Source organism: Streptomyces sp. NPDC054975, assembly GCF_053609105.1.
The window spans coordinates 1-18347 of the sequence record NZ_JBSGWV010000081.1 but is presented as its reverse complement, the minus strand read 5'-3'; the positions used below and the strand labels follow the sequence as shown (position 1 = coordinate 18347).

Annotated in this window: 19 protein-coding genes and 1 pseudogene; all 20 read left to right on the top strand. The window is 41.0% G+C overall.

Annotated features, from left to right (window positions below):
- Positions 1–273, top strand: a 273-nt coding sequence (locus ACWF79_RS33785; protein ID WP_453731995.1) for a hypothetical protein, incomplete at its 5' end; no start/stop codon positions are given.
- Between the two features lie 12 nt (positions 274–285).
- Entirely contained in the window at positions 286–969 is a 684-nt protein-coding gene (locus ACWF79_RS33780) for a Gp15 family bacteriophage protein (protein ID WP_377895713.1), read from the top strand.
- On the top strand, positions 966–4001 hold the full coding sequence (locus tag ACWF79_RS33775) for a hypothetical protein (RefSeq protein WP_052471610.1): 3036 nt from the start codon (positions 966–968) through the stop codon (positions 3999–4001). Before ACWF79_RS33780 ends, ACWF79_RS33775 begins: the two co-directional genes overlap by 4 nt.
- Complete coding sequence (locus ACWF79_RS33770) at positions 3998–4729, top strand: distal tail protein Dit (RefSeq protein WP_041053030.1); 732 nt, start codon at positions 3998–4000, stop codon at positions 4727–4729. The genes ACWF79_RS33775 and ACWF79_RS33770 overlap by 4 nt, the downstream gene beginning before the upstream one ends.
- 15 nt (positions 4730–4744) lie before the next feature.
- Positions 4745–7480 carry a phage tail spike protein gene (locus tag ACWF79_RS33765; protein ID WP_052479690.1) on the top strand — a complete coding sequence of 912 codons (2736 nt, stop codon included), beginning with the start codon at positions 4745–4747 and terminating at the stop codon, positions 7478–7480.
- A complete protein-coding gene (locus ACWF79_RS33760; protein WP_041053032.1) occupies positions 7467–7715 on the top strand; it encodes a hypothetical protein in 249 nt (82 codons plus the stop codon). The genes ACWF79_RS33765 and ACWF79_RS33760 overlap by 14 nt, the downstream gene beginning before the upstream one ends.
- 50 nt (positions 7716–7765) lie before the next feature.
- Entirely contained in the window at positions 7766–8188 is a 423-nt protein-coding gene (locus ACWF79_RS33755; protein ID WP_041053034.1) for a phage holin family protein, read from the top strand.
- 17 nt (positions 8189–8205) lie between these two features.
- Positions 8206–8715, top strand: a pseudogene (locus ACWF79_RS33750) (peptidoglycan recognition protein family protein); the annotation flags it as partial.
- Positions 8716–9509: 794 nt separating this feature from the next.
- The gene (locus ACWF79_RS33745) at positions 9510–9749 is read left to right on the top strand and encodes a hypothetical protein (protein ID WP_041053037.1); all 240 of its coding nucleotides are present in this window, start codon (positions 9510–9512) and stop codon (positions 9747–9749) included.
- Positions 9749–9895 carry a hypothetical protein gene (locus ACWF79_RS33740; RefSeq protein WP_157680839.1) on the top strand — a complete coding sequence of 49 codons (147 nt, stop codon included), beginning with the start codon at positions 9749–9751 and terminating at the stop codon, positions 9893–9895. Before ACWF79_RS33745 ends, ACWF79_RS33740 begins: the two co-directional genes overlap by 1 nt.
- A gap of 190 nt (positions 9896–10085) precedes the next feature.
- Positions 10086–10892, top strand: coding sequence for a hypothetical protein (locus ACWF79_RS33735; RefSeq protein WP_041053039.1), 807 nt, complete (start codon positions 10086–10088; stop codon positions 10890–10892).
- 135 nt (positions 10893–11027) lie between these two features.
- On the top strand, positions 11028–11372 hold the full coding sequence (locus ACWF79_RS33730; protein ID WP_041053041.1) for a hypothetical protein: 345 nt from the start codon (positions 11028–11030) through the stop codon (positions 11370–11372).
- Positions 11369–11767: a YopX family protein gene (locus ACWF79_RS33725; protein WP_017696650.1), complete on the top strand. Its 399-nt coding sequence runs from the start codon at positions 11369–11371 to the stop codon at positions 11765–11767. The genes ACWF79_RS33730 and ACWF79_RS33725 overlap by 4 nt, the downstream gene beginning before the upstream one ends.
- 544 nt (positions 11768–12311) lie before the next feature.
- Positions 12312–12746, top strand: coding sequence for a hypothetical protein (locus ACWF79_RS33720; protein ID WP_041052967.1), 435 nt, complete (start codon positions 12312–12314; stop codon positions 12744–12746).
- A gap of 313 nt (positions 12747–13059) precedes the next feature.
- Positions 13060–13689: a poly-gamma-glutamate hydrolase family protein gene (locus ACWF79_RS33715; RefSeq protein ID WP_381151630.1), complete on the top strand. Its 630-nt coding sequence runs from the start codon at positions 13060–13062 to the stop codon at positions 13687–13689.
- Between the two features lies 1 nt (position 13690).
- Positions 13691–15457, top strand: a complete 1767-nt coding sequence (locus ACWF79_RS33710; protein ID WP_041052971.1) for a right-handed parallel beta-helix repeat-containing protein — start codon at positions 13691–13693, stop codon at positions 15455–15457.
- 272 nt (positions 15458–15729) lie between these two features.
- Positions 15730–15963 (top strand): DUF7667 family protein, encoded by a 234-nt coding sequence (locus tag ACWF79_RS33705; RefSeq protein ID WP_041052972.1) that lies wholly within the window; start codon positions 15730–15732, stop codon positions 15961–15963.
- Between the two features lie 328 nt (positions 15964–16291).
- Positions 16292–17179 (top strand): hypothetical protein, encoded by an 888-nt coding sequence (locus ACWF79_RS33700; protein WP_052470526.1) that lies wholly within the window; start codon positions 16292–16294, stop codon positions 17177–17179.
- A 101-nt stretch (positions 17180–17280) separates the two neighbouring features.
- Positions 17281–18057, top strand: coding sequence for a ParA family protein (locus tag ACWF79_RS33695; RefSeq protein ID WP_041052973.1), 777 nt, complete (start codon positions 17281–17283; stop codon positions 18055–18057).
- Positions 18047–18347 (top strand): hypothetical protein (locus tag ACWF79_RS33690; protein WP_453731994.1); only part of this gene is annotated, 301 nt, incomplete at its 3' end. The genes ACWF79_RS33695 and ACWF79_RS33690, both read left to right, overlap by 11 nt.

Below are 18347 nucleotides of genomic sequence, written 5' to 3'. Positions count from 1 at the left end.
GATCCTAAGATGAAGAAAAACTATGAGAAATTTAAAGGCATGGATTTCACAAAGCTTACTGAAGCAGAAATTTCTCAAGCTGAAGAAGCTGCAAATGAGGCTATGAAAGAACTAATTGAATCTTATTTTGGTGCAGAGAATTTTGATTTTATCTATCAAGCTGGCGGTAAGTCTGTTTACAACATGATTAAAGTTGTCGATATCGTTAACAGCAAACTAGAAGAGAAAATGGGAACGAGCAAAGCGGAGAAAGCAAAAAACTATATAAAGTAGTGATGGTCAGCGATGAAGCTTACTGATCGTTTTGAAGAAGATGTGATTATATTCAAGGGGAGGCGTATAAAGTTACGTCTCTTTTTTGATGTGGTGCTGCGTGCGTTTGAACTGCTGGAAGATGAAGAATTCACCGAAGCGCAAAAATGGTCGCTTTTGGCTTTTGTCTTTGCTGAAAACAAAGAGGACGTTGAAGAGCTTTCACTGGATGAAAAAGTGATATTGGTTAAAGCCATTTTTGACAACTTTATTCATGAACCAGGAGAAACAGCGCAAGACAGTATTCAGCAGCAACCACAAAGCACAAACGAAGATGAACAAAACACCTCAGAAGGCGAACAAAGCACAAGCAAAAAAGATGAGGTTTTTGACTTTGAACAAGACGCGGAGTATATATACGCGTCTTTTTTGTTTGATTACAACCTCGATCTATTCGAACAGCAAGGGAAATTACACTGGCGCAAATTCCAAGCCCTTCTAAAAGGTTTGAGCGAGGACGCTAAATTCTCAAAAGTCATTGAGATTAGAACAATGAAGCTGCCAAAAGAGGGAGAAGAACGCAAACGAATTCAGGAATTAAAGCGGATTTACGCCCTAAATAAAAAGCCAGTTGATGAAGAAGCAGCCATTAAAGAGTTGGACGCCAAGGCGTCAGCCTTCTTCCAAAACCTGCGCGGAAGGGGTGGTAAAAAATGAGTGATGGACGGGTTGTAATAGATGCCATTTTCGATACAGCACCAACCCAGCGCAGCGTACGAACCTTACAGCGGTCTTTAGATGGCTTGAATACTAACCGTTACAATGAACGATTGCGCTTAATGAGCGCCGAAATGAAGGCGGCATATAGAGCCTCAGCGCAGGCCCTTATACCATTCAAAAGGGAGCTTATTGAAACAGAATTCAAGTTTTTCAAACTAGCGCAAAGTATGAAGAACTACACCGGCACAAATGAACAATTTATTGGAGAAGTCCGGCGGCTTGGTCAAGAGCATAAAAAGGCCACAGAAAACATCATGAAAAACAACGAGATCATGAAAGCCGGCTTTATCCAGGGCGTAGGTCAAATGTTAGCCATGAGCGGCCAGAGTGAAAAAATCTCAGATAATTTCAAGAGAATGGGAAACCCACTTTACACCGTCAATAACGGGCTGTTACGGGTAACAGGCAGCCTTGAGAGGATGGCGCGTGAAGGTAACGCATCCGTTTTAGCGTTAAAAATGCTTGGCCCAACGGCGAACATGAAACAGTTAAACGACATGACAAGAATGATCACTCAAGGGCAAATGCGTTTTGCTTCCGTGGCTATTGCGAGCGCTGCGGCTTGCGTTATGCTATACGGCAAACTGCATGAAGCAGCAATGGAAAACGACACATACGCAAAATCGTTTAACACCATGATGGCTACGATTAAAGAGGCATTTAAGCCGTTAGTGGACGTTTTCGCGGCAGTCATGCCTTATGTTTACAATTTCATAACGATGATAGCCAAAATGATAGTCAATTTTAACAAAGCCCACCCTGTGTTATCCAAAGTAATAGCCGGATTTACGCTTTTACTACCAGCTTTAACCCTTTTGCTATCCCCGTTAGCAATCGGAATCGGACTAATAAACGGGATGGCAGCGGCTTTTTCTTCTGTGTGGATGCTGATAGGGCCGTTAGTTACAGGTCTTGGCGCTATGATGGGAACGGTCGCATTAGTAGCGGCAGCAATAGCGGCAGTAGGGGCAGCTCTTTATCTGCTATGGACGAAAACGGATTGGTTTAAAAAGGCCGTTATTGGAGCCTGGAATGCCATAAAATCAGCAACGCAAGCGGCTTGGAATTGGGTTATGAATAACATCATTAAACCCGTTATGTCAGCCATACAGAGCTTTATTGAAGAGAAAATGGAAACAATAAAGAAGTTTTGGGATGAAAACGGGACTCAAATAATGCAAGCGGCGCAGAATGTTTGGAATGTTATTTCCACAGTTATTAAAACGGCTATGTTAGCCATAGGCGCTATCATGCAAGCAGTATGGCCCGTTGTCAAATTCCTTGTTGAGACAGCATGGGAAGGCATAAAAAATGCTATTAACATTTCAATAACTGTTATTCTCGGTCTAATCAGGTTTTTTTCTAAGGTGTTCACTGGCGACTGGAAAGGCATTTGGGAGGATGTTAAATCAGTCGCAACGAGCATATGGAACGGCATTTCAGCGTTTTTCTCCACGATTTGGGGAGCGATTTCGAGCACCGCCTCTACCATTTGGGGTGGTATTTCTCAGTTTTTCTCCACGATTTGGAACAGTATTGCCAGCACTGCTTCAACAATTTGGGGCGGCATATCTACGTTTTTCACTAACTTGTGGAATGGAATTACCACAGCGGCCCAAACAGCCTGGAACAATTTCATGGCAATTCTACAACCAATTTGGCAGGGTATTGTTGCAATTTTCGGCCCTACATTTAATGTGATGGTTACAACCCTATCAAGTATTTGGAATACCATTTCTAGCACTGTTTCTTCAGTATGGGGAGCTATAAAATCGACACTTGTCAATATAGTAACTGCCATTGTAGACGGAGTGAAAAAACACTTTTCTATCATGTCTAAGACGGTGTCTGGAATCTGGAACGGGATCTCGAATATTGCAAAGGGCGTTTGGACGATTATCAAAAACGCGATTTTAACGCCTGTCCTAATGGTTGTCGATTTGGTTACAGGAGATTTTAAAGGGCTTTCCAATCATCTACAGCAGATTTGGAAAAATATAAGCAATGCAGGGAAGCAGATCTGGAATGGAATAAAAACGGTTGTTACTTCTCTTGTAAAAGGGCTAGTGGATTCTGTTAAGAATTCCTGGAACACGGCCAAAAGTGTGACAAGCTCAATTTTTAAAGGGATCGCCTCAATAGCTAAATCTATTTGGAATGGTATTAAAACAGTCGTTACAACTTATGTAAAAGGCTTATTGAATGCGGTTAAAACGTCTTGGAATACTGTTAAATCAGTGACGAGCAGTGTATTTAATGCAGTAAAATCCGTTGCTTCCTCAGTATGGAATTCAATTAAATCAGCGGTTACGGGTGCAGCTAAAGCAGTTTGGTCAACAGTGAAAAATAATTTCAACAATATGAAAAAGTCAGTATCCTCCAGTATGAACGGAACCAAAGACACGATCAAAAACATCTGGGGCAAGGTGAAAAGCTTTTTCAGCAGCATCAACTTATACGACATTGGTAAAAACATCATTCAAGGGCTGATTAACGGCATTAGCTCAATGGCTAAATCAGTATGGAAGAAAGCCCAAGAGATCGCAGACGGTGTTAAGAACAAGATCAAAAAGGCTTTGTCTATTCATTCTCCTTCCAGAGAAACATATGTACTTGGAGAATTCACTGGTCAGGGTTATGAGCTTGGCTTGGATTCAACGAAGAAAGACATTATGAAAGCGGCTGATACTTTAGCGGCTGCAGCCATGCCGGAGCTACCGGATCTCAAGGGGATAAAATCAAGCATGTTAAGCGTTTCAACAGAATCGAAGCCGTTAAATATTACTGAGCTTGCGGCGGCAGTAAAAAGCCTATCAGACGCCGTTTTTAATCGCCCTATAGAGGTTAACATTCCAACTATTCAAACAGCTTTAAATATCAACAGTCGGCAGTTTGCTTCCCTCACAAACAAAGACATGACAAAAGCACAACAACGCCAAGCTTTTACAGATAAGAGGCGGTACAAATGACAATGACATTTAACGGGGTATCAAAACCCTTTTTTCATGCAACGGTAGGCACAAAGCGGCCAATATGGGCGCCTATAGAGTGGGATATGGTAGAAATCCCTGGCCGTCCTGGTGCATACCCACGACAAAAGAAAATAAAAGCCCGTCCATTGCCCGTGGATGTAGTTATAAAAGGCGTTGACGACCTACAAAAAGCAAAAGAAGAGGTGGCCGACTGGCTTGTAACAGACAATCCAGGGCCTTTAGTCTTTCCTGATGAGCCTGACAGGACATACTACGCCATGATTGATGGAGAAGGGCAACTGGACGAGGTTTTTAAGTTTGGAAAGGGTACGATTAATTTTATATGCCCTGATCCCTACAAGCACGGGGCCGAAGTGGTTTTTAATGTATCTGAGACAGCGGGAGCGGTTACGGATATTAAACACAACGGGAGCGCCCCGACTTCTCCTGTAGTTAATTGCACATTCGCGGGAGCGGCTACAACTTACAGCATTGAACTATTGAATGATGATGGCAGCGTTTTTCAAGGTGTCTATGTGAAATTTAATTTCATAGCAGGCGATAAACTTACAATCGACTTTGCGAAGCGTGCGGCATTTGTTAATGGAGCAAAGAAAAATTCTGCTGTTCTAATTAAGTCGGACTTTTTCGATATTCCTAAGAAGAATGCGAAAGTTAAAGCCAGCAGTCCAAGTGAATTGCGATTTACGGAAAAATATAAATAATAGGCGGGTGATCATATGGCTGATTTATGGGTGCTAGATAGATATGATAATTCATTGGCTATCTTATCTAGTGACGCTGAAGAGGCTTGCACCTTGTTTGCTACAAACTTTAGAGAAGAGCTGGACAGAGGTGCGGTATTCACATTTACATGTGACGCTGAACATAAAGACAGCCAATATGTTACCGGATTGAATCAAGTCGTTTTCAAAGATGAAGACGGCTTTTTTCGTCTCTTCAAAATAAGGGAAATAGATGCCGGAACAATAGATAACAAGTCAACAAAAGAAGTGAAATGCGAGCCGGCAGAAATGGAGCTGCTTGAAGCCATTGTGGAGGATATACGGCCACAAAACCAAACACAACAATATGCTTTAGATAGAGTTTTAGCGGGCACAAGATGGACTGGAAACGTAACGGCTCAGACGGGAACGCAATCTACAAACTTTTATCATATCAGCGCTTACGAGGCTATCACTAAAATTATCGAAGTGTGGGGCGGCGAGCTGCGCTTTACTGTCACTTTTGACGAGGAAAGCAATAAAATTATTGAACGAGTTGTCAACATCCTGCCACGACGCGGGCAAGATGAGGGTGATCGTTTCGAGACTGGATATAACATTGAAAGCATTCATGTTACAGACATGGCTTATCCGGTTTCTGCTATGTATGGATGGGGCGGCAGCGTAGAAACAGAGAACGGAGGGCATTCTCGTTATATTGATTTTGCCGATGTGGTTTGGAGTAAAGCTGCTGGCGATCCCGCAGACAAACCGAGGGGGCAAATGTGGGTAGAGCTTCCTGGAGCAATAGAGAAGTATGGATATAAAAAGTCAGACGGAACGTTCATTAACTCTTTCGGCCAGTGGCAGGATGAAAACATACTTGATCCGAAAGAGCTATTACAAAAAACATTTGAATATCTCAAAAATATAGCTTCAGTTCCCCAACGCCTATATGAATTAACTGTCATTCCTACTGATCATGTTTCGCTAGGAGACACCAGGACGGCCATAGATCGGAAACGGGCTGACCCTATAGAAGTTCAATCCCGCATTATTGCTTTAGAATATGACATAATAGCCCCTCACATAAAACAAGTAGAAATGGGCCAATTCCTAGAAGTTTATCAAACAGATAAGCGACTAGATGAAATAGAGGACAAAATAAATAATATTGACCGCAGCGTGACTGTTACCGATGGGAATTTTCCTGACATTAAGCCTCCTGTACCGTCTAATGTTTCTGTTCAAGGTCTTTTCTCAAGCGTTTCTCTAGCATGGGACTTTGATTCTTCTTCATATATTGCGGCTTATGAGGTTTACGGCTCTAAAGTACAAGGTTTCACACCTTCTCTTTCCACTAGATTATGGCGAGGGAAAGAGGGCGGATGGGTTCATGATACAGCCGGTGTAGATAACGTTTGGTACTATCGCATAAGAGCGGTGAACTATCATGACACGCCAAGCGACTATACAGCAGAATTTTCAGCGCTAACGGTGCGAATTGGCACAAACCATATTGAAGATCAATCAATAACTAACGCGAAGATCGGAAGCCTTTCAGCTGATAAAATCAAGTTTGGAACCATGAGCGGTATCGCCATTACGGCAGCAACCATCACAAGTAGTAGAATGATTTTTAATGATCCTGATCCATATAACAAAAGCTTCATTACTGCATCTGAAATCTACATGAAAAGAAGAGAAGTAAACGACAATACTAAATTTAGCTCATTCCAAGTAACTGAAGGAAAAATGATCACTGAAGGCGGCGCTATTACCGGAGACACAACAAAAATTTCAATTAAAGAGGGCATATTTTCAGCCACTTCCAGTTATGATGATGTGGAATTAAGAATAACGAGTTCTGGAAATCATGTGGGGCCAAGAATGGAATTTTATAGAGGTAGTTCTTCCATTGGCTATTTTGGATTGTCAGGCAATCAATTAGCCATCCAATCAATTACAGATAGATATTTGTATATGGGGATGAAGAATATAGGCCTTTCAGGTGGTTCTATGACTCTTACAGAACCAGTTGATGGCGTTGACGCTAAATTTTATATGGGGATTGCTGCAACAGCAAAAAGCGCCCAAATATCTACTAATAACCAGGTTTCGCTAGACCTTTACGGCGGAACAAAAGGTTTATACCTTTTTGGCACAAGGTATATCGGCGGCCATGCTTCAAACAATTTAGAAATAGATTCCACAAAAGAATTGATTTTAAGAGGTGGCGGCAGTGATGGTGGAGATTTAACAATCAGAAAAGACGGATCAGGCCCCCAAGTTTTTTCAAAAGCTATTTACAACCGTACTACTTCAAATGCAGCCAATGTCCATATTACCTCATACGGAACACTTTGCCGCGTTACATCAGCCAGTAAATATAAAATTAATATAGAAGAGCTTCCGGCAGAAAAATATGATCGTGTTTTGAATCTGCTGCCGAAAACCTGGTACGATAAAAATTCCGTGGAAAAATACGCTGAAAATCTAGCGGACGGAAAAGGCGACACAACCGGAGAGGAAGCGCCCTATATTTCAAGAATACCTGGTTTGATTGCTGAAGATGTGGAAGCGGCTGGGCTTCCTGAGTTTGTGAGCTACGGAGAACCAGACGAAACCGGAAAGAGGGAGATCGAGGGCCTTATGTATGACAGGCTCACAACTTTGTTGATACCTATTGTAAAAGGGCTCAAGGAAAAAGTTGAAAATATCGAAGGGAGAATGCAAAATGCAGGAATCTAAAAGTAACGAACAACAATTAAGCAATGATGATCAAAAAACATTAGAGTTAGTTAAGGAAAAAGCTTATGTTTATCAGCAAAAATGGGTTCAGGCAGAAGATTTGTTACTAGACTTCCAATATATGAACCACCAAAAAGACGAAAAAATAAAAGAGCTTGAGGAACACATTGAGAAATTAGAAAAGAACCTGAACAATTTGAAAGGCCCTGTAAAACCTAATCACAAGAAAAAATAAGCGGCGGAGAAGCGGCTTTTTTATTTTGCCTAAAAAGGAGATCAGAGAACATGAGACAAAACACAGACACCCTTTATACATCAATCGCAGGCGGCGGCATTAGTACAATAGCTTATTTGTTTGGAGGTATTGATCATTTGTTAACTGCGTTCATTATTATTATGGCCCTGGACTATCTTTCTGGCATTGCGGCAGCTTTCTATGACAAGACAGTAAATTCAGAAACAGCATTTAGGGGCCTTGTTAAAAAGGGGGCAATGCTTTCTCTTATCATTGTGGCTACTCAAGTTGACATTATTTTAGGGAATGACGGCCAATTCGCAAGGTATGCAATGATCATGTTTTTGATCGGTATGGAGGGCATTTCATTCATTGAAAACCTGGGGCGGCTTGGTGTACAAGTCCCTCAGTTCATTGTTGACCGTTTCGCGCAGCTAAAGGACGAAAACAACGATAAAACAAACCAAAAATAAGAGAGGATTGATATAGAATGGCAATCAAAGTGAAAAAGAATCTCGTTTCTGAAGCAAAATACCCTTTGAAATGTCCTAATGCAATGAACGCGGAATATATCACCATTCACAATACGGCCAATGATGCGTCAGCGGCAGGCGAAATCAGCTATATGATCGGGAATACAAGTTCGACAAGCTATCATTTTGCTGTTGATGACAAAGAGGTTATTCAAGGTCTGCCGTTAAATCGTAACGCATGGCACACGGGAGACGGCAAAAACGGCACGGGGAACCGGAAGTCTATCGGCGTTGAAATCTGCTACAGCAAGTCAGGAGGGGCGAAATACTACGCTGCTGAAAAGTTGGCCATCAAGTTTGTGGCGCAGCTGCTTAAAGAGCGCGGCTGGGGAATTGATCGAGTTCGTAAGCATCAAGATTGGAACGGCAAGTTTTGCCCACACCGTATTTTATCAGAGGGCAGATGGGATGATGTAAAGGCTGCCATTGAAAAAGAACTGAAGGCGCTAGGTGGAAAGACTTCTAGTTCTTCCGGCAGTTCTTCAGGATCAACTTACACAGTCAAAAAAGGGGATACACTTTCCGAAATCGCGAAAGCTAAAGGGGTAAGCCTGGCGAACCTTCAGAAATGGAATAACATTAAAGATCCGAATAAAATTACAGTCGGACAAAAGTTAAAGCTTAAAGGCTCAAGCTCTTCTAAATCGTCATCCAGTGGCAAAAAGAAATATGTGTACCTTCCAGCTTCTGCCGATTCATGGCGCATCTATCCGACTAACAAAGCGCCGGTTAAAGGAAATGAGATCAACTTCCTCCGCCCGAAGAAGTTCGGCGGCTTGAAATACGAAATTCTCGCAAACCCACAAACGGACGTTTACACAATCAGAACGGATCAGTTTGGAAAGGTAAACATCTATGCGGGGAAAAACACAGGCGCAACAGTAAAATAAGTTTGTGAATTTTCGAGGTTGAAAAATCTCGTTTTTTTGTACCCTATAAGAATAAAAAGGACGCTTAAAGCGTAAAAATCTGCCCTCAGTGAACAAACTGGGGGTCTTTTTTTATGCAAAAAAAGAAAGCCTATTAAATCAGGCTTTTGCGAGTTTACTAGTTAACATAATGTGGGTTGTGGGAAGTTGGCACTTTACCCACCTAAAGTTTTTCACAATCTCAAGATAAGACATAAAAGGATATGTCCTTATTCTAAACCAACGAAAAGAATTTTCCAAGCGTTGAGAAAAAAATCCAAAAAACTGATTGACTTACGTACGTACGTACATTTATAATAAACTCAACAGATAACGGAAGGGGAAATTTTACAATGACTATTGAACAGAAATTGGCCCTACTTGAAAACAAAATCGCTAAACTGGAATTAGAAAATGAAATGATGTGTTATCTTTATGTAGACGCTTGTCATAACGGCGCTGACAAACACGCTTTAAATTATGCAGCAAATAAAGTAGGATATAAAATTAATGATTGGGACGTTGAACTAGACGCGGAACAATCTGAAAAACTTGCTGAAATTACAACTAAATTTATTCAGGAGGCTTCATAATGGCTATTGAAAGAATTGTTGCGGACGTTGATCCAGAAATCAAAAGAAAAGCTGAAGACTTGAAACGGGTAACAGGCAAACCGGTAAAAACAATCATAAGTGAACTTATCGAACAGGAATATAAAAGAGTTGTAAAAGAGGAATAGTTGAGGGAAATAAAAAAGCAACGCATTCGCCGTTGAATGAGTTGCTTTTATAAAACTCGCATTCGCCGTTGAATGAGAGTAAGTTTATTATGTCCAATATACCGCGGTATTACCGTGGTATTACTATATAATATGATGTTAACATGAAATAAGTGCGAATTCAAGAAAAAGAAAAAGGGGAATTCTAAAAATGTCTCACTTATTTAATACCTTTCATACAAAAAGGATAAACGTCTTTTTTGATGAATCGGGCAAAGGGATAAAACAAAGGCCAAATCTTTTAGGATCACTATCCATTCCGAAGAAAATTTATGATTGTGATGATATTCAATACATGAATTGGTTTTTAAGGAAAAAGTCATTCCATATCCATTGGAAAAATTACAATGGTGGTCGGATGGATAAAGCGAACATACAAAATTTAATTGAATTGTTTATTTCCTATAAAGACCTTATCAAATTGAACATTATCAACTATCACTATGGTTTCCTAAGTTCTCAACCTTTATTCGAACAAAAGGACGTAGAAGCAACAATTTACTCTAAATTACCGGAACGTTTGATTTATGGACTCATAAGAGGATACGGAAGCGAGGCAACAGTGGCAGCCGATATTTACATTGAAGCAGCAAACGAATATGAAAGAATTAACTTAAATGAAACCCTGGTTACTGATTTAAACAGCCAATCTTTATATAGAGGGGAAAAATTCATTGCTACTAGCTGCGAAATGTTGCCGAAAAATACAGAAGTCGGCTTGGAATTAACAGATGTTCTTTTAGGGTTGATCAGAACAATCATTCAAAATCCCAATATTGAAGGAGCTGGGCGCAGTACAAAAGAAAAAGTCAATTTCACCGTTGAGCTTTTGCAAGATAAAGGATTAAAGAACATATTAAGCGACATTAAGTATTATGAATGGCGGGGGCACAAGCAACTTACGCAAATAAACTTCAGTGACTACATAGATTCTTTTTTGTTGCAGCACCACTATTAAGAAGAGGGAATTTGTTGCAGTCCCTTTTTTTACACAAAAAGTATCCTTAAAGTTAACTTTTTTTACTAAAAACACTTGATTTGTTCTCTAATAGAGAATAAAATAAAACCATAAGATCACTAAGGGGGAATTAAAATGGCGAAAACAACAGTAAAGCAGTATAAATCATTTGAAGAAATGGTGGAGGCCATGAAGAAAGTAGCTGAAGAAGGATTCGAATTAGACAGACCTTGGGGCGGCGGATGGAAAATGAAACACAGTGACGGACGTGAAGCACTTGTTAATGTTCATATCAATGAAGTTACATTCTTCGAGAAGGAGGTGGAATACAAAATCGGTGATAGAGTTTGGCTTCCGGTCGCAGGATGCGAAATTGTTATCAATACCATGGAGCAACTTGAAATTATTAAAGATTACAATATGACACGTTTAGATTGCGGAGATAAACCGATTGAAATAATCAAGGGGGAAACACAATGAACACAGCATACAGAGTTTGGGATGGAGAGCAGATGCATTATTGGGATGATGAGGGAATGGATCTCATTATTACAGCCGTGGGATGGAGATTGTACCGCCATACCGACTCATCACTTCATCTGATTAGGATTGCAGATAGCACACAAAAAAATGCAGCTCTCATGTGGAACACCGGGTTGAAGGATAAGAACGGAAAGATGATTTATGACAATGATTTCATTTTGGATCATAACACTGATACGAAGTTCGTAGTTAAGTATGACAACAAGCAAGCTGGTTTTTATCTTGATATAGGTCTTGGAAATGGTAGTGGTGCTTTTATGGCAGGCGATCTTGAAATCATCGGTGATGTTTACCGAAATACTGAGTTATTGGAGGATGCGGAGAATGTATAAAAAAGCTGTGACGTCAGTCAAAGCCGGAACCCTAAAAGAAGCGTGTGAAAGGATACAAGCGGCGCATGATCTAGGATTCGTGGTAGAGGTTTTTCAATTTGAGAAGGCGAAACCGGATGGGGTTTTCACCCCTAACTTGTTTATGATTGATCTGTTTCTACCTGTGAAGGAGGGCGCGGAGTGAAATTTGCATTTAGAGTATTGATGCTTCTCATAATGTCGGGCGTTGCTGATTCCATAGGAATAATTCTGGCGTATTATTTCGACAATCAGAGTTTGAGATTAAATTGTGTGTCAGTTACCGCGGCGATCAGTGGGTACTTGGTTCGTGGATGGTGGCCGCCGGAAGAGAAGGAGGGCGCGGAATGCCAAAAGTGAACGGAACATTAATCGGATACTATTGCGATGACTGCGAGGAATGGTTGTTTTTAGAAAGGCCTGCCTGTACGTCTGAAATCTATTGCCCTTTTTGCAGGGATCAGACTCTTGCGATTGATTCTGACGATTTAAGTTTACTGGAAGAAATAATGAAGGAGGACGCAAAATGAAAAAGATTATTTTCGCTTTAGTTGCTGTCATTACATTGGGGGTTATGGTACTTCCGGAAAGTGCTTCGGCGGCATGGTCAGGCTGGCAGAATAGAAACGGCCATTCAATAAGAGTTTGGACGGATGCCACGACTTACAGTCCGAGTGCGTCAACAATCGACTACAAGGCAGAAAAGAAAGGCTCAAAACGCCTGTATTACAAAGCCATCTTGTATAAGTGGTCAGATAAAGGACTGATACACACAGGGCGAGTCGGCTCAGGATCGTTTACCGGATCAACGCCTGTAAAAAGCTTTAGTGTTCCGTCTGTCCGGCGTGAGTATGGAACAGGAACATATCTGATCAAATACAATCTATACAGCAAGTCAAACTGGACTGGATATGTCGGCAGCGTGAACAGCAATCGTTTTTATATAGTAGCGAAAATATAGGAGGGCGCGGAGCAACAACCTCAAGCCTTTAAGGGGGTGGTCAAAATGTGATACCAGGACAGCTAACGCATTTTATATTTTGAAAATTCAATAAATTTAAAATGGAGAGTGATAAAAGGTGTTTATCAATCAAAATAGAATAGTGGGAGCCTCAAAAAAGGGTAAGGGGGCAGAGAAGGCGAGCTTTGGCGGGCCTGACCTTCTCTACCTAGTACCCCGCAAAGTAGCGGAGTGCCGTAAGTATAACATGCTGCGGTTTTGTTTTTCAATGCTACTTGTGCTATCCCTTGTGACAATCGGGTTAAACAGTGCTATGGCAGCGGATCAGTACCGGAATTTTGAGGAATTGCAGGCTAATGAAGATCCCGTGAATTACAACATATTCACGCGAGAGCTTGGAACGTCTGTCCTAATCTTTGCGCCTCACGGCGGCGGGATTGAGGGTGGAACAAGTGAGCTTGCCAGGGAGCTAAGTAAATCTTATTCCACGTATCTATTTGAAGGATTGAAGGCATCAGGAAATACATCTTTGCATATCACTAGCACGAATTTTGATGAGCCTCAAGCCCTTGAACTATTAAGCCAGCATGATTTCACGTTGTCGCTACATGGCTATGCTTCAGATGAAAAGCATATTTTAGTAGGTGGGACGGATCAGGAAAATGCAGGGAAACTCACGGAAACCTTGAATGCTGCGGGCTTCTCAGCTGAGTTATTGCCGGAGGGTGCAGCCTTATCCGGTACAGATCCGGCGAATGTCGCAAATAAGAATAGAACCGGAATGAGTATCCAGCTAGAAATAAGCACCGGACAGCGGCGGGCCATGTTCGATACGTTTTCACTAAATGGCCGTGAAGTCTCCAAAAATGAAACGTTCTACCGGTTTACGGATCTCCTTTCCGACTTTGTTAATGCGAACGTAAGCAGAAAGGCGGGTGCTTAATATGGGCGCTGTTGAAAGCTTACAACCGATGTATTATTTCATTAACTTTGACGAATGGGGTATAAATCCGAACTGTGAGAACGCGGAAGCAACAACACAAGGCTTTAACGATGCTATCCAGCACGCGGCCAAGAATGGATATTACGGCGTTTATATTCCTGGTGGCCGTTTCCTGATTGATCCCGTTAGTAAGTTCGGGAGCTTGCCGGAATACGGCGGCGGGGTTCGCGGAGCTTCAAACCTGAAAATAAAAATGTCAAAAACAGCACGCTTTTACGCTATGCCGAATAGTGCCACAGGATACTCTATTTTCTACTTTGAGCTGCTTGAAAATGTGGAGCTGGAAGGCGGCTTCTTTATGGGAGACAGAGACGATCATGATTATGTCTATGTAGAAGGCAAGAAAACGCACGAATGGGGCTATTGCATCCATATAAGAGGGTGTAAGAACGTTACTATCGAAAAAGCCACATGCACCCACGCTACAGGCGATAATATTTGGGTAGCTGCTAAAGGTATGATGAACTGGAATAGTGATTACACGCCTTCCAGCAGCATCACAATAAGGAAATGCGTTTTAGAGAGAGCGAGAAGAAACAATTTTGCTACAAACGGATGCGAGGGCCTTGTATTTGAAGATAATGACGTAAATTATGCCGGCGGCGACACAATAGGGCCGCAGCTGGGTATTGATCTAGAGGGATTCGGAGAAGGCGGCCTGAAATATGATCATCCTTACAAAATCATTATCAAGAAAAACCGATTCAGAGAGAACGGACGTGGAGCTATTCGGGCATTTACAGCAGGGGAAGTCATTATTGATAGTAATTTTGCTGATAATGACATTTCATACGGGTACGGCACAGACGTAAGCATCACAAACAATAAAATCATTCGCCAGCCTGGTCAATCATCCTGGGCGCACGGTATCGACTCTATAGGCGTATCCAGCACGGAAACAGGGAATAGGGCCAATATATCAGGAAATACAGTCATAGGCTTTGAAAACGGCATTACTGCCAGGGGGAAAGGCGTTAAGGTTAACGATAATACTGTTGAGGGCTGCACCTCACAAGGTATATACGTGTATTTGTGTGAAATGGCCCTAGTAACAGATAACCGTATCAATGGTGATTGTGTTCATATCAGGGTGCATTTATCAAAGTATGTCAAGGTAAGCGACAATGATACAGAAGGCTCTACACAGGATTACTCAATTGTTTTGGATGCTGCTATAGATACGGTGGTCACAGATAACAAAATTAAAGGTTTCGGCGGTATTCGTTGTGGTGTAACAGTAGATGCTGAGGTTTCCGATAATATTATTGATCTAACTGGAACCGGACGCGGTATCATGTGGAAAGCCCATTCAGAAGTTGACGTGATCGGAAACACAATTAAAAACGCTAGAACATACGCAATAGACGGAACAGCAGACAGCCGATATATAAACACCGTAGAAGATAACCGTATAAAGAATTGCATTGGCAGGACAGCGATTTTGCTTACTGGCGGAAGAAAACACAGCGTAATAAACAACAAAATACGCTTTAAGCGCAATGAAAATGGCGGTTATGGCGTGCTGCTTCAAAACACTGACGGTGTAACAGTAATAAGAAACGACATTGACAGTATGAACGAATTCACTGTAACGCCTGTTTCTTCTTCAGCTGCCACAAACACAACGATAGTACACAACACGATTAGGGGTGAAATTTGGAAGAGTCAAACTGACGATGTTAGAGACAATATTAATTTAGCTGTTTAAAAGATCGAGAATATTTTTTAGAAACGAAGTCTCCTTTCGGGGGTAAAAAATATTTTTTATGCATCATTTGTCTCCTTAAAGCATACTATTTATTAAACAACACGAAAGGCGGGAAACAAAATGAAAATAAAAACTGTTCGAAAGTGGTCAGAAGAGCCAAAAGAGGATAAAGGAAACAATGTACTCGCTCTCTTGCTGGCGGCCCTCATGCTTGGCTGTTATATCTATATCGGGCATTTGATCACTTTACTCTAGAAAGGGGACTGTTTCATATGTGGGGAGTTCATCAAAGACTGGCGGAGCTTTGGAACATTCAAAGTAATCATAGAAAGCTGACAGAGGACGAAATGAGGGAAATGAAAATATGCCTGGATGCGAACCTGAACAAGTGTAGGAAGGTGGCGACCTTGAAAAACTTGTCTTTGGTTGCATCCATGACAGAAGATACCGAATGGCAGCACGAAATTTGTTCCGCCATAGAGAAAGTATATGAAGATTTTCATTGATCTATGAAAAAGCGATTATAAGCCTCCTGAGAGGGTTTTTATCCTACGGGGTTACAAATATCCTCGTAGGGTACTTTTCGCCAAATCTCGGCGAATCTGGTGTGTATTTTAGGTGTTGTTTGTCATTTTGGTTATCTGAAAGTGAACGATCGTATTGTCAGTGGAGAATGTTTGTAGTATCATACTTATAAACAGGAAAAAACCCGTGTTGGTAGCACGGGCGTAGGGTTTAAATAACTGTGCGTATTTTGTTGGTTTCATTATACCCTACACAGGGCCTTTTTTAAACCCTTTTTTCCTGCCAAAATATGTTTTGGAGGATTTTTTTATGTCTGGAATTGTCAAAGTTTATAAGCAAGAAAACCCGTTTGAAATGATTCCTAGAACAACTTTGCAAGACAGCAGCATATCATTGCAAGCGCTGGGACTATTGGTAAATGTTTGTTCTTATCCCGACACATGGCAAATATACAAAACTGAATTGTATAAGCGCTTTGACAAGAACAAAGAAACTAGCGTTCGAAACGCCTGGAAGGAATTAATAGAGGCCGGTTACGTCATGGAAAAAAAGTATAGGAACGGTAGAAAATGGGAGTACGAATACGCAATTAGGACAACGCCTTTCACAGAAGAGGAAAAAGCATCCTTTAAGGGTACAAACGAGGACGAAAAAGGGGAAGATGACCACTTTTTGAGGACTGGATTTTCAAGACCTCAAAATGAAGTCCTCAAAATGAAGTCCTCAAAACCACGAGGTAATATATATAATAATAAAAAGAATACACATAAAGAGAATACACATGAATATATTACACATCTATCAATCAGCGAAGAACAGAAATCATTTTTGTTAAAGTACGCTGACGAGATCAAGCTGGATCACCTAAAGGCTTATGAAGAGCTTGACGGATTGATTGACGATAAATATCTATTAAACTCAAAGTTTCTCGACTGTGTGCAAAAGAAAAACGTCAAGAATTTTAAATCGTACTTTAAAAAATCCCTGGACGATGCACGGAAAGAAACACCTAAACAGCTGAGAGAAGAGAAAAAGCCGGAATGGTTTGGATCTACTAACGAAGGCAAACAGCAAATGAGCGAAGAAGAGTTGAAACGGCTGGAAGAGAGCAAAAACGAAATGCTAAATACCTGGAACGATATTAAAAACGGCAGCACGCCGGAAGGATACAATTTTTCAGAACGGAAGCTTTGGTAAAGAGCGCCCTATATGGGTGCTTTTTTTGTTATTGATAACATTATCATTATTGTTATTAATCATGTTATTATTATCAATAACAATAGAAAGGTGGGGGGATCATGACGGCCAAAATAATTACGTTTGGTATATCAAAAGGCGGTTGCTCTAAATCGACAACCAGCGGCATTACAGCGTGGCTCTTGAGCGAAAAGAAAAGAGTTCTTTGTATTGATATGGACGGTCAGGGGAATCTTACATCATTCCTTACAGGGGAATATGATATATGCAATGTGTTTGAAGAAAAAACGATCCTGGAAGCGATCAGGGAAGCGAATGCCAAACCTTACATACTAAAAATCAGCGAAAATCTGCATTTGATTCCGTCTAATGACTATTTAGCGACTCTTTCTCGTGTAATGTACAAAGAGAAAATAGGGCTTAATGCATTAACAAAAGCGCTGCAGCCAGTCATGAATGATTATGATTACATCATCATAGACACACCGCCGAATCTTGGGGAGCAGACGGTTTTAAGCCTGTCTACTTATTCGCCTGCCGGCTCTTATGCGGTAGTCATGTTCGACGGTTCAATGTTTTGTTATTACGCCATTCAAAAGTTTTTGGATATTGTCGCGGTGGCCCGTGACCAAAAAAACGATAAGTTAGAGGTTGCCGGCATCTTGTTCGCGATTATTGATTCACGAGCAAAAGAAAATGATGCAATGGTTGAGCTGATTGACGAAGAATACGAAGGGCAACGTTTTAATAGCATCATAAGAAGAAAAGCAGCCACAAGACGCCTGCCAATCAACGGATTTTTAGACAATAAGGAATTAGGCAGCGCTTTAGAGTATTATATCCCGTTCGTAAAGGAGCTTGAGGAACGTGTCAAATAAAACGAATGATCTGAAAGGCAAAATAAAACGTAAGAACGGCAGCCCTGCGTCAGCGTTTATGAGCCAGTTTGAGGACGATATCAATAATGATAATATTATTGATAACAATAATAATAACAATATTGATAATGATATTAATAATATTATCAATGGCAATAACGATAATGAGCGTATTCAGGTTGGTATATACCTTGATCCTGAAGTTGTGGAAGCACTACAGCCATTGAGTCGAAAAAAGAAAAAGAGTGAATTTATTAAAAAAGTTTTAAAAAAAGCTCTCAAAGAGAATG

Bases quoted from the DNA above. Each gene is read 5' to 3' on its own strand.
- ACWF79_RS33745 (WP_041053037.1), top strand. From the start codon at position 9,510: ATGACTATTGAACAGAAATTGGCCCTACTTGAAAACAAAATCGCTAAA.
- ACWF79_RS33730 (WP_041053041.1), top strand. From the start codon at position 11,028: ATGGCGAAAACAACAGTAAAGCAGTATAAATCATTTGAAGAAATGGTG.
- ACWF79_RS33705 (WP_041052972.1), top strand. From the start codon at position 15,730: ATGTGGGGAGTTCATCAAAGACTGGCGGAGCTTTGGAACATTCAAAGT.
- ACWF79_RS33760 (WP_041053032.1), top strand. From the start codon at position 7,467: ATGCAGGAATCTAAAAGTAACGAACAACAATTAAGCAATGATGATCAA.
- ACWF79_RS33715 (WP_381151630.1), top strand. From the start codon at position 13,060: ATGGCAGCGGATCAGTACCGGAATTTTGAGGAATTGCAGGCTAATGAA.
- ACWF79_RS33780 (WP_377895713.1), top strand. From the start codon at position 286: ATGAAGCTTACTGATCGTTTTGAAGAAGATGTGATTATATTCAAGGGG.
- ACWF79_RS33700 (WP_052470526.1), top strand. From the start codon at position 16,292: ATGTCTGGAATTGTCAAAGTTTATAAGCAAGAAAACCCGTTTGAAATG.
- ACWF79_RS33720 (WP_041052967.1), top strand. From the start codon at position 12,312: ATGAAAAAGATTATTTTCGCTTTAGTTGCTGTCATTACATTGGGGGTT.
- ACWF79_RS33695 (WP_041052973.1), top strand. From the start codon at position 17,281: ATGACGGCCAAAATAATTACGTTTGGTATATCAAAAGGCGGTTGCTCT.
- ACWF79_RS33755 (WP_041053034.1), top strand. From the start codon at position 7,766: ATGAGACAAAACACAGACACCCTTTATACATCAATCGCAGGCGGCGGC.
- ACWF79_RS33740 (WP_157680839.1), top strand. From the start codon at position 9,749: ATGGCTATTGAAAGAATTGTTGCGGACGTTGATCCAGAAATCAAAAGA.
- ACWF79_RS33725 (WP_017696650.1), top strand. From the start codon at position 11,369: ATGAACACAGCATACAGAGTTTGGGATGGAGAGCAGATGCATTATTGG.
- ACWF79_RS33710 (WP_041052971.1), top strand. From the start codon at position 13,691: ATGGGCGCTGTTGAAAGCTTACAACCGATGTATTATTTCATTAACTTT.
- ACWF79_RS33770 (WP_041053030.1), top strand. From the start codon at position 3,998: ATGACAATGACATTTAACGGGGTATCAAAACCCTTTTTTCATGCAACG.
- ACWF79_RS33775 (WP_052471610.1), top strand. From the start codon at position 966: ATGAGTGATGGACGGGTTGTAATAGATGCCATTTTCGATACAGCACCA.
- ACWF79_RS33765 (WP_052479690.1), top strand. From the start codon at position 4,745: ATGGCTGATTTATGGGTGCTAGATAGATATGATAATTCATTGGCTATC.
- ACWF79_RS33735 (WP_041053039.1), top strand. From the start codon at position 10,086: ATGTCTCACTTATTTAATACCTTTCATACAAAAAGGATAAACGTCTTT.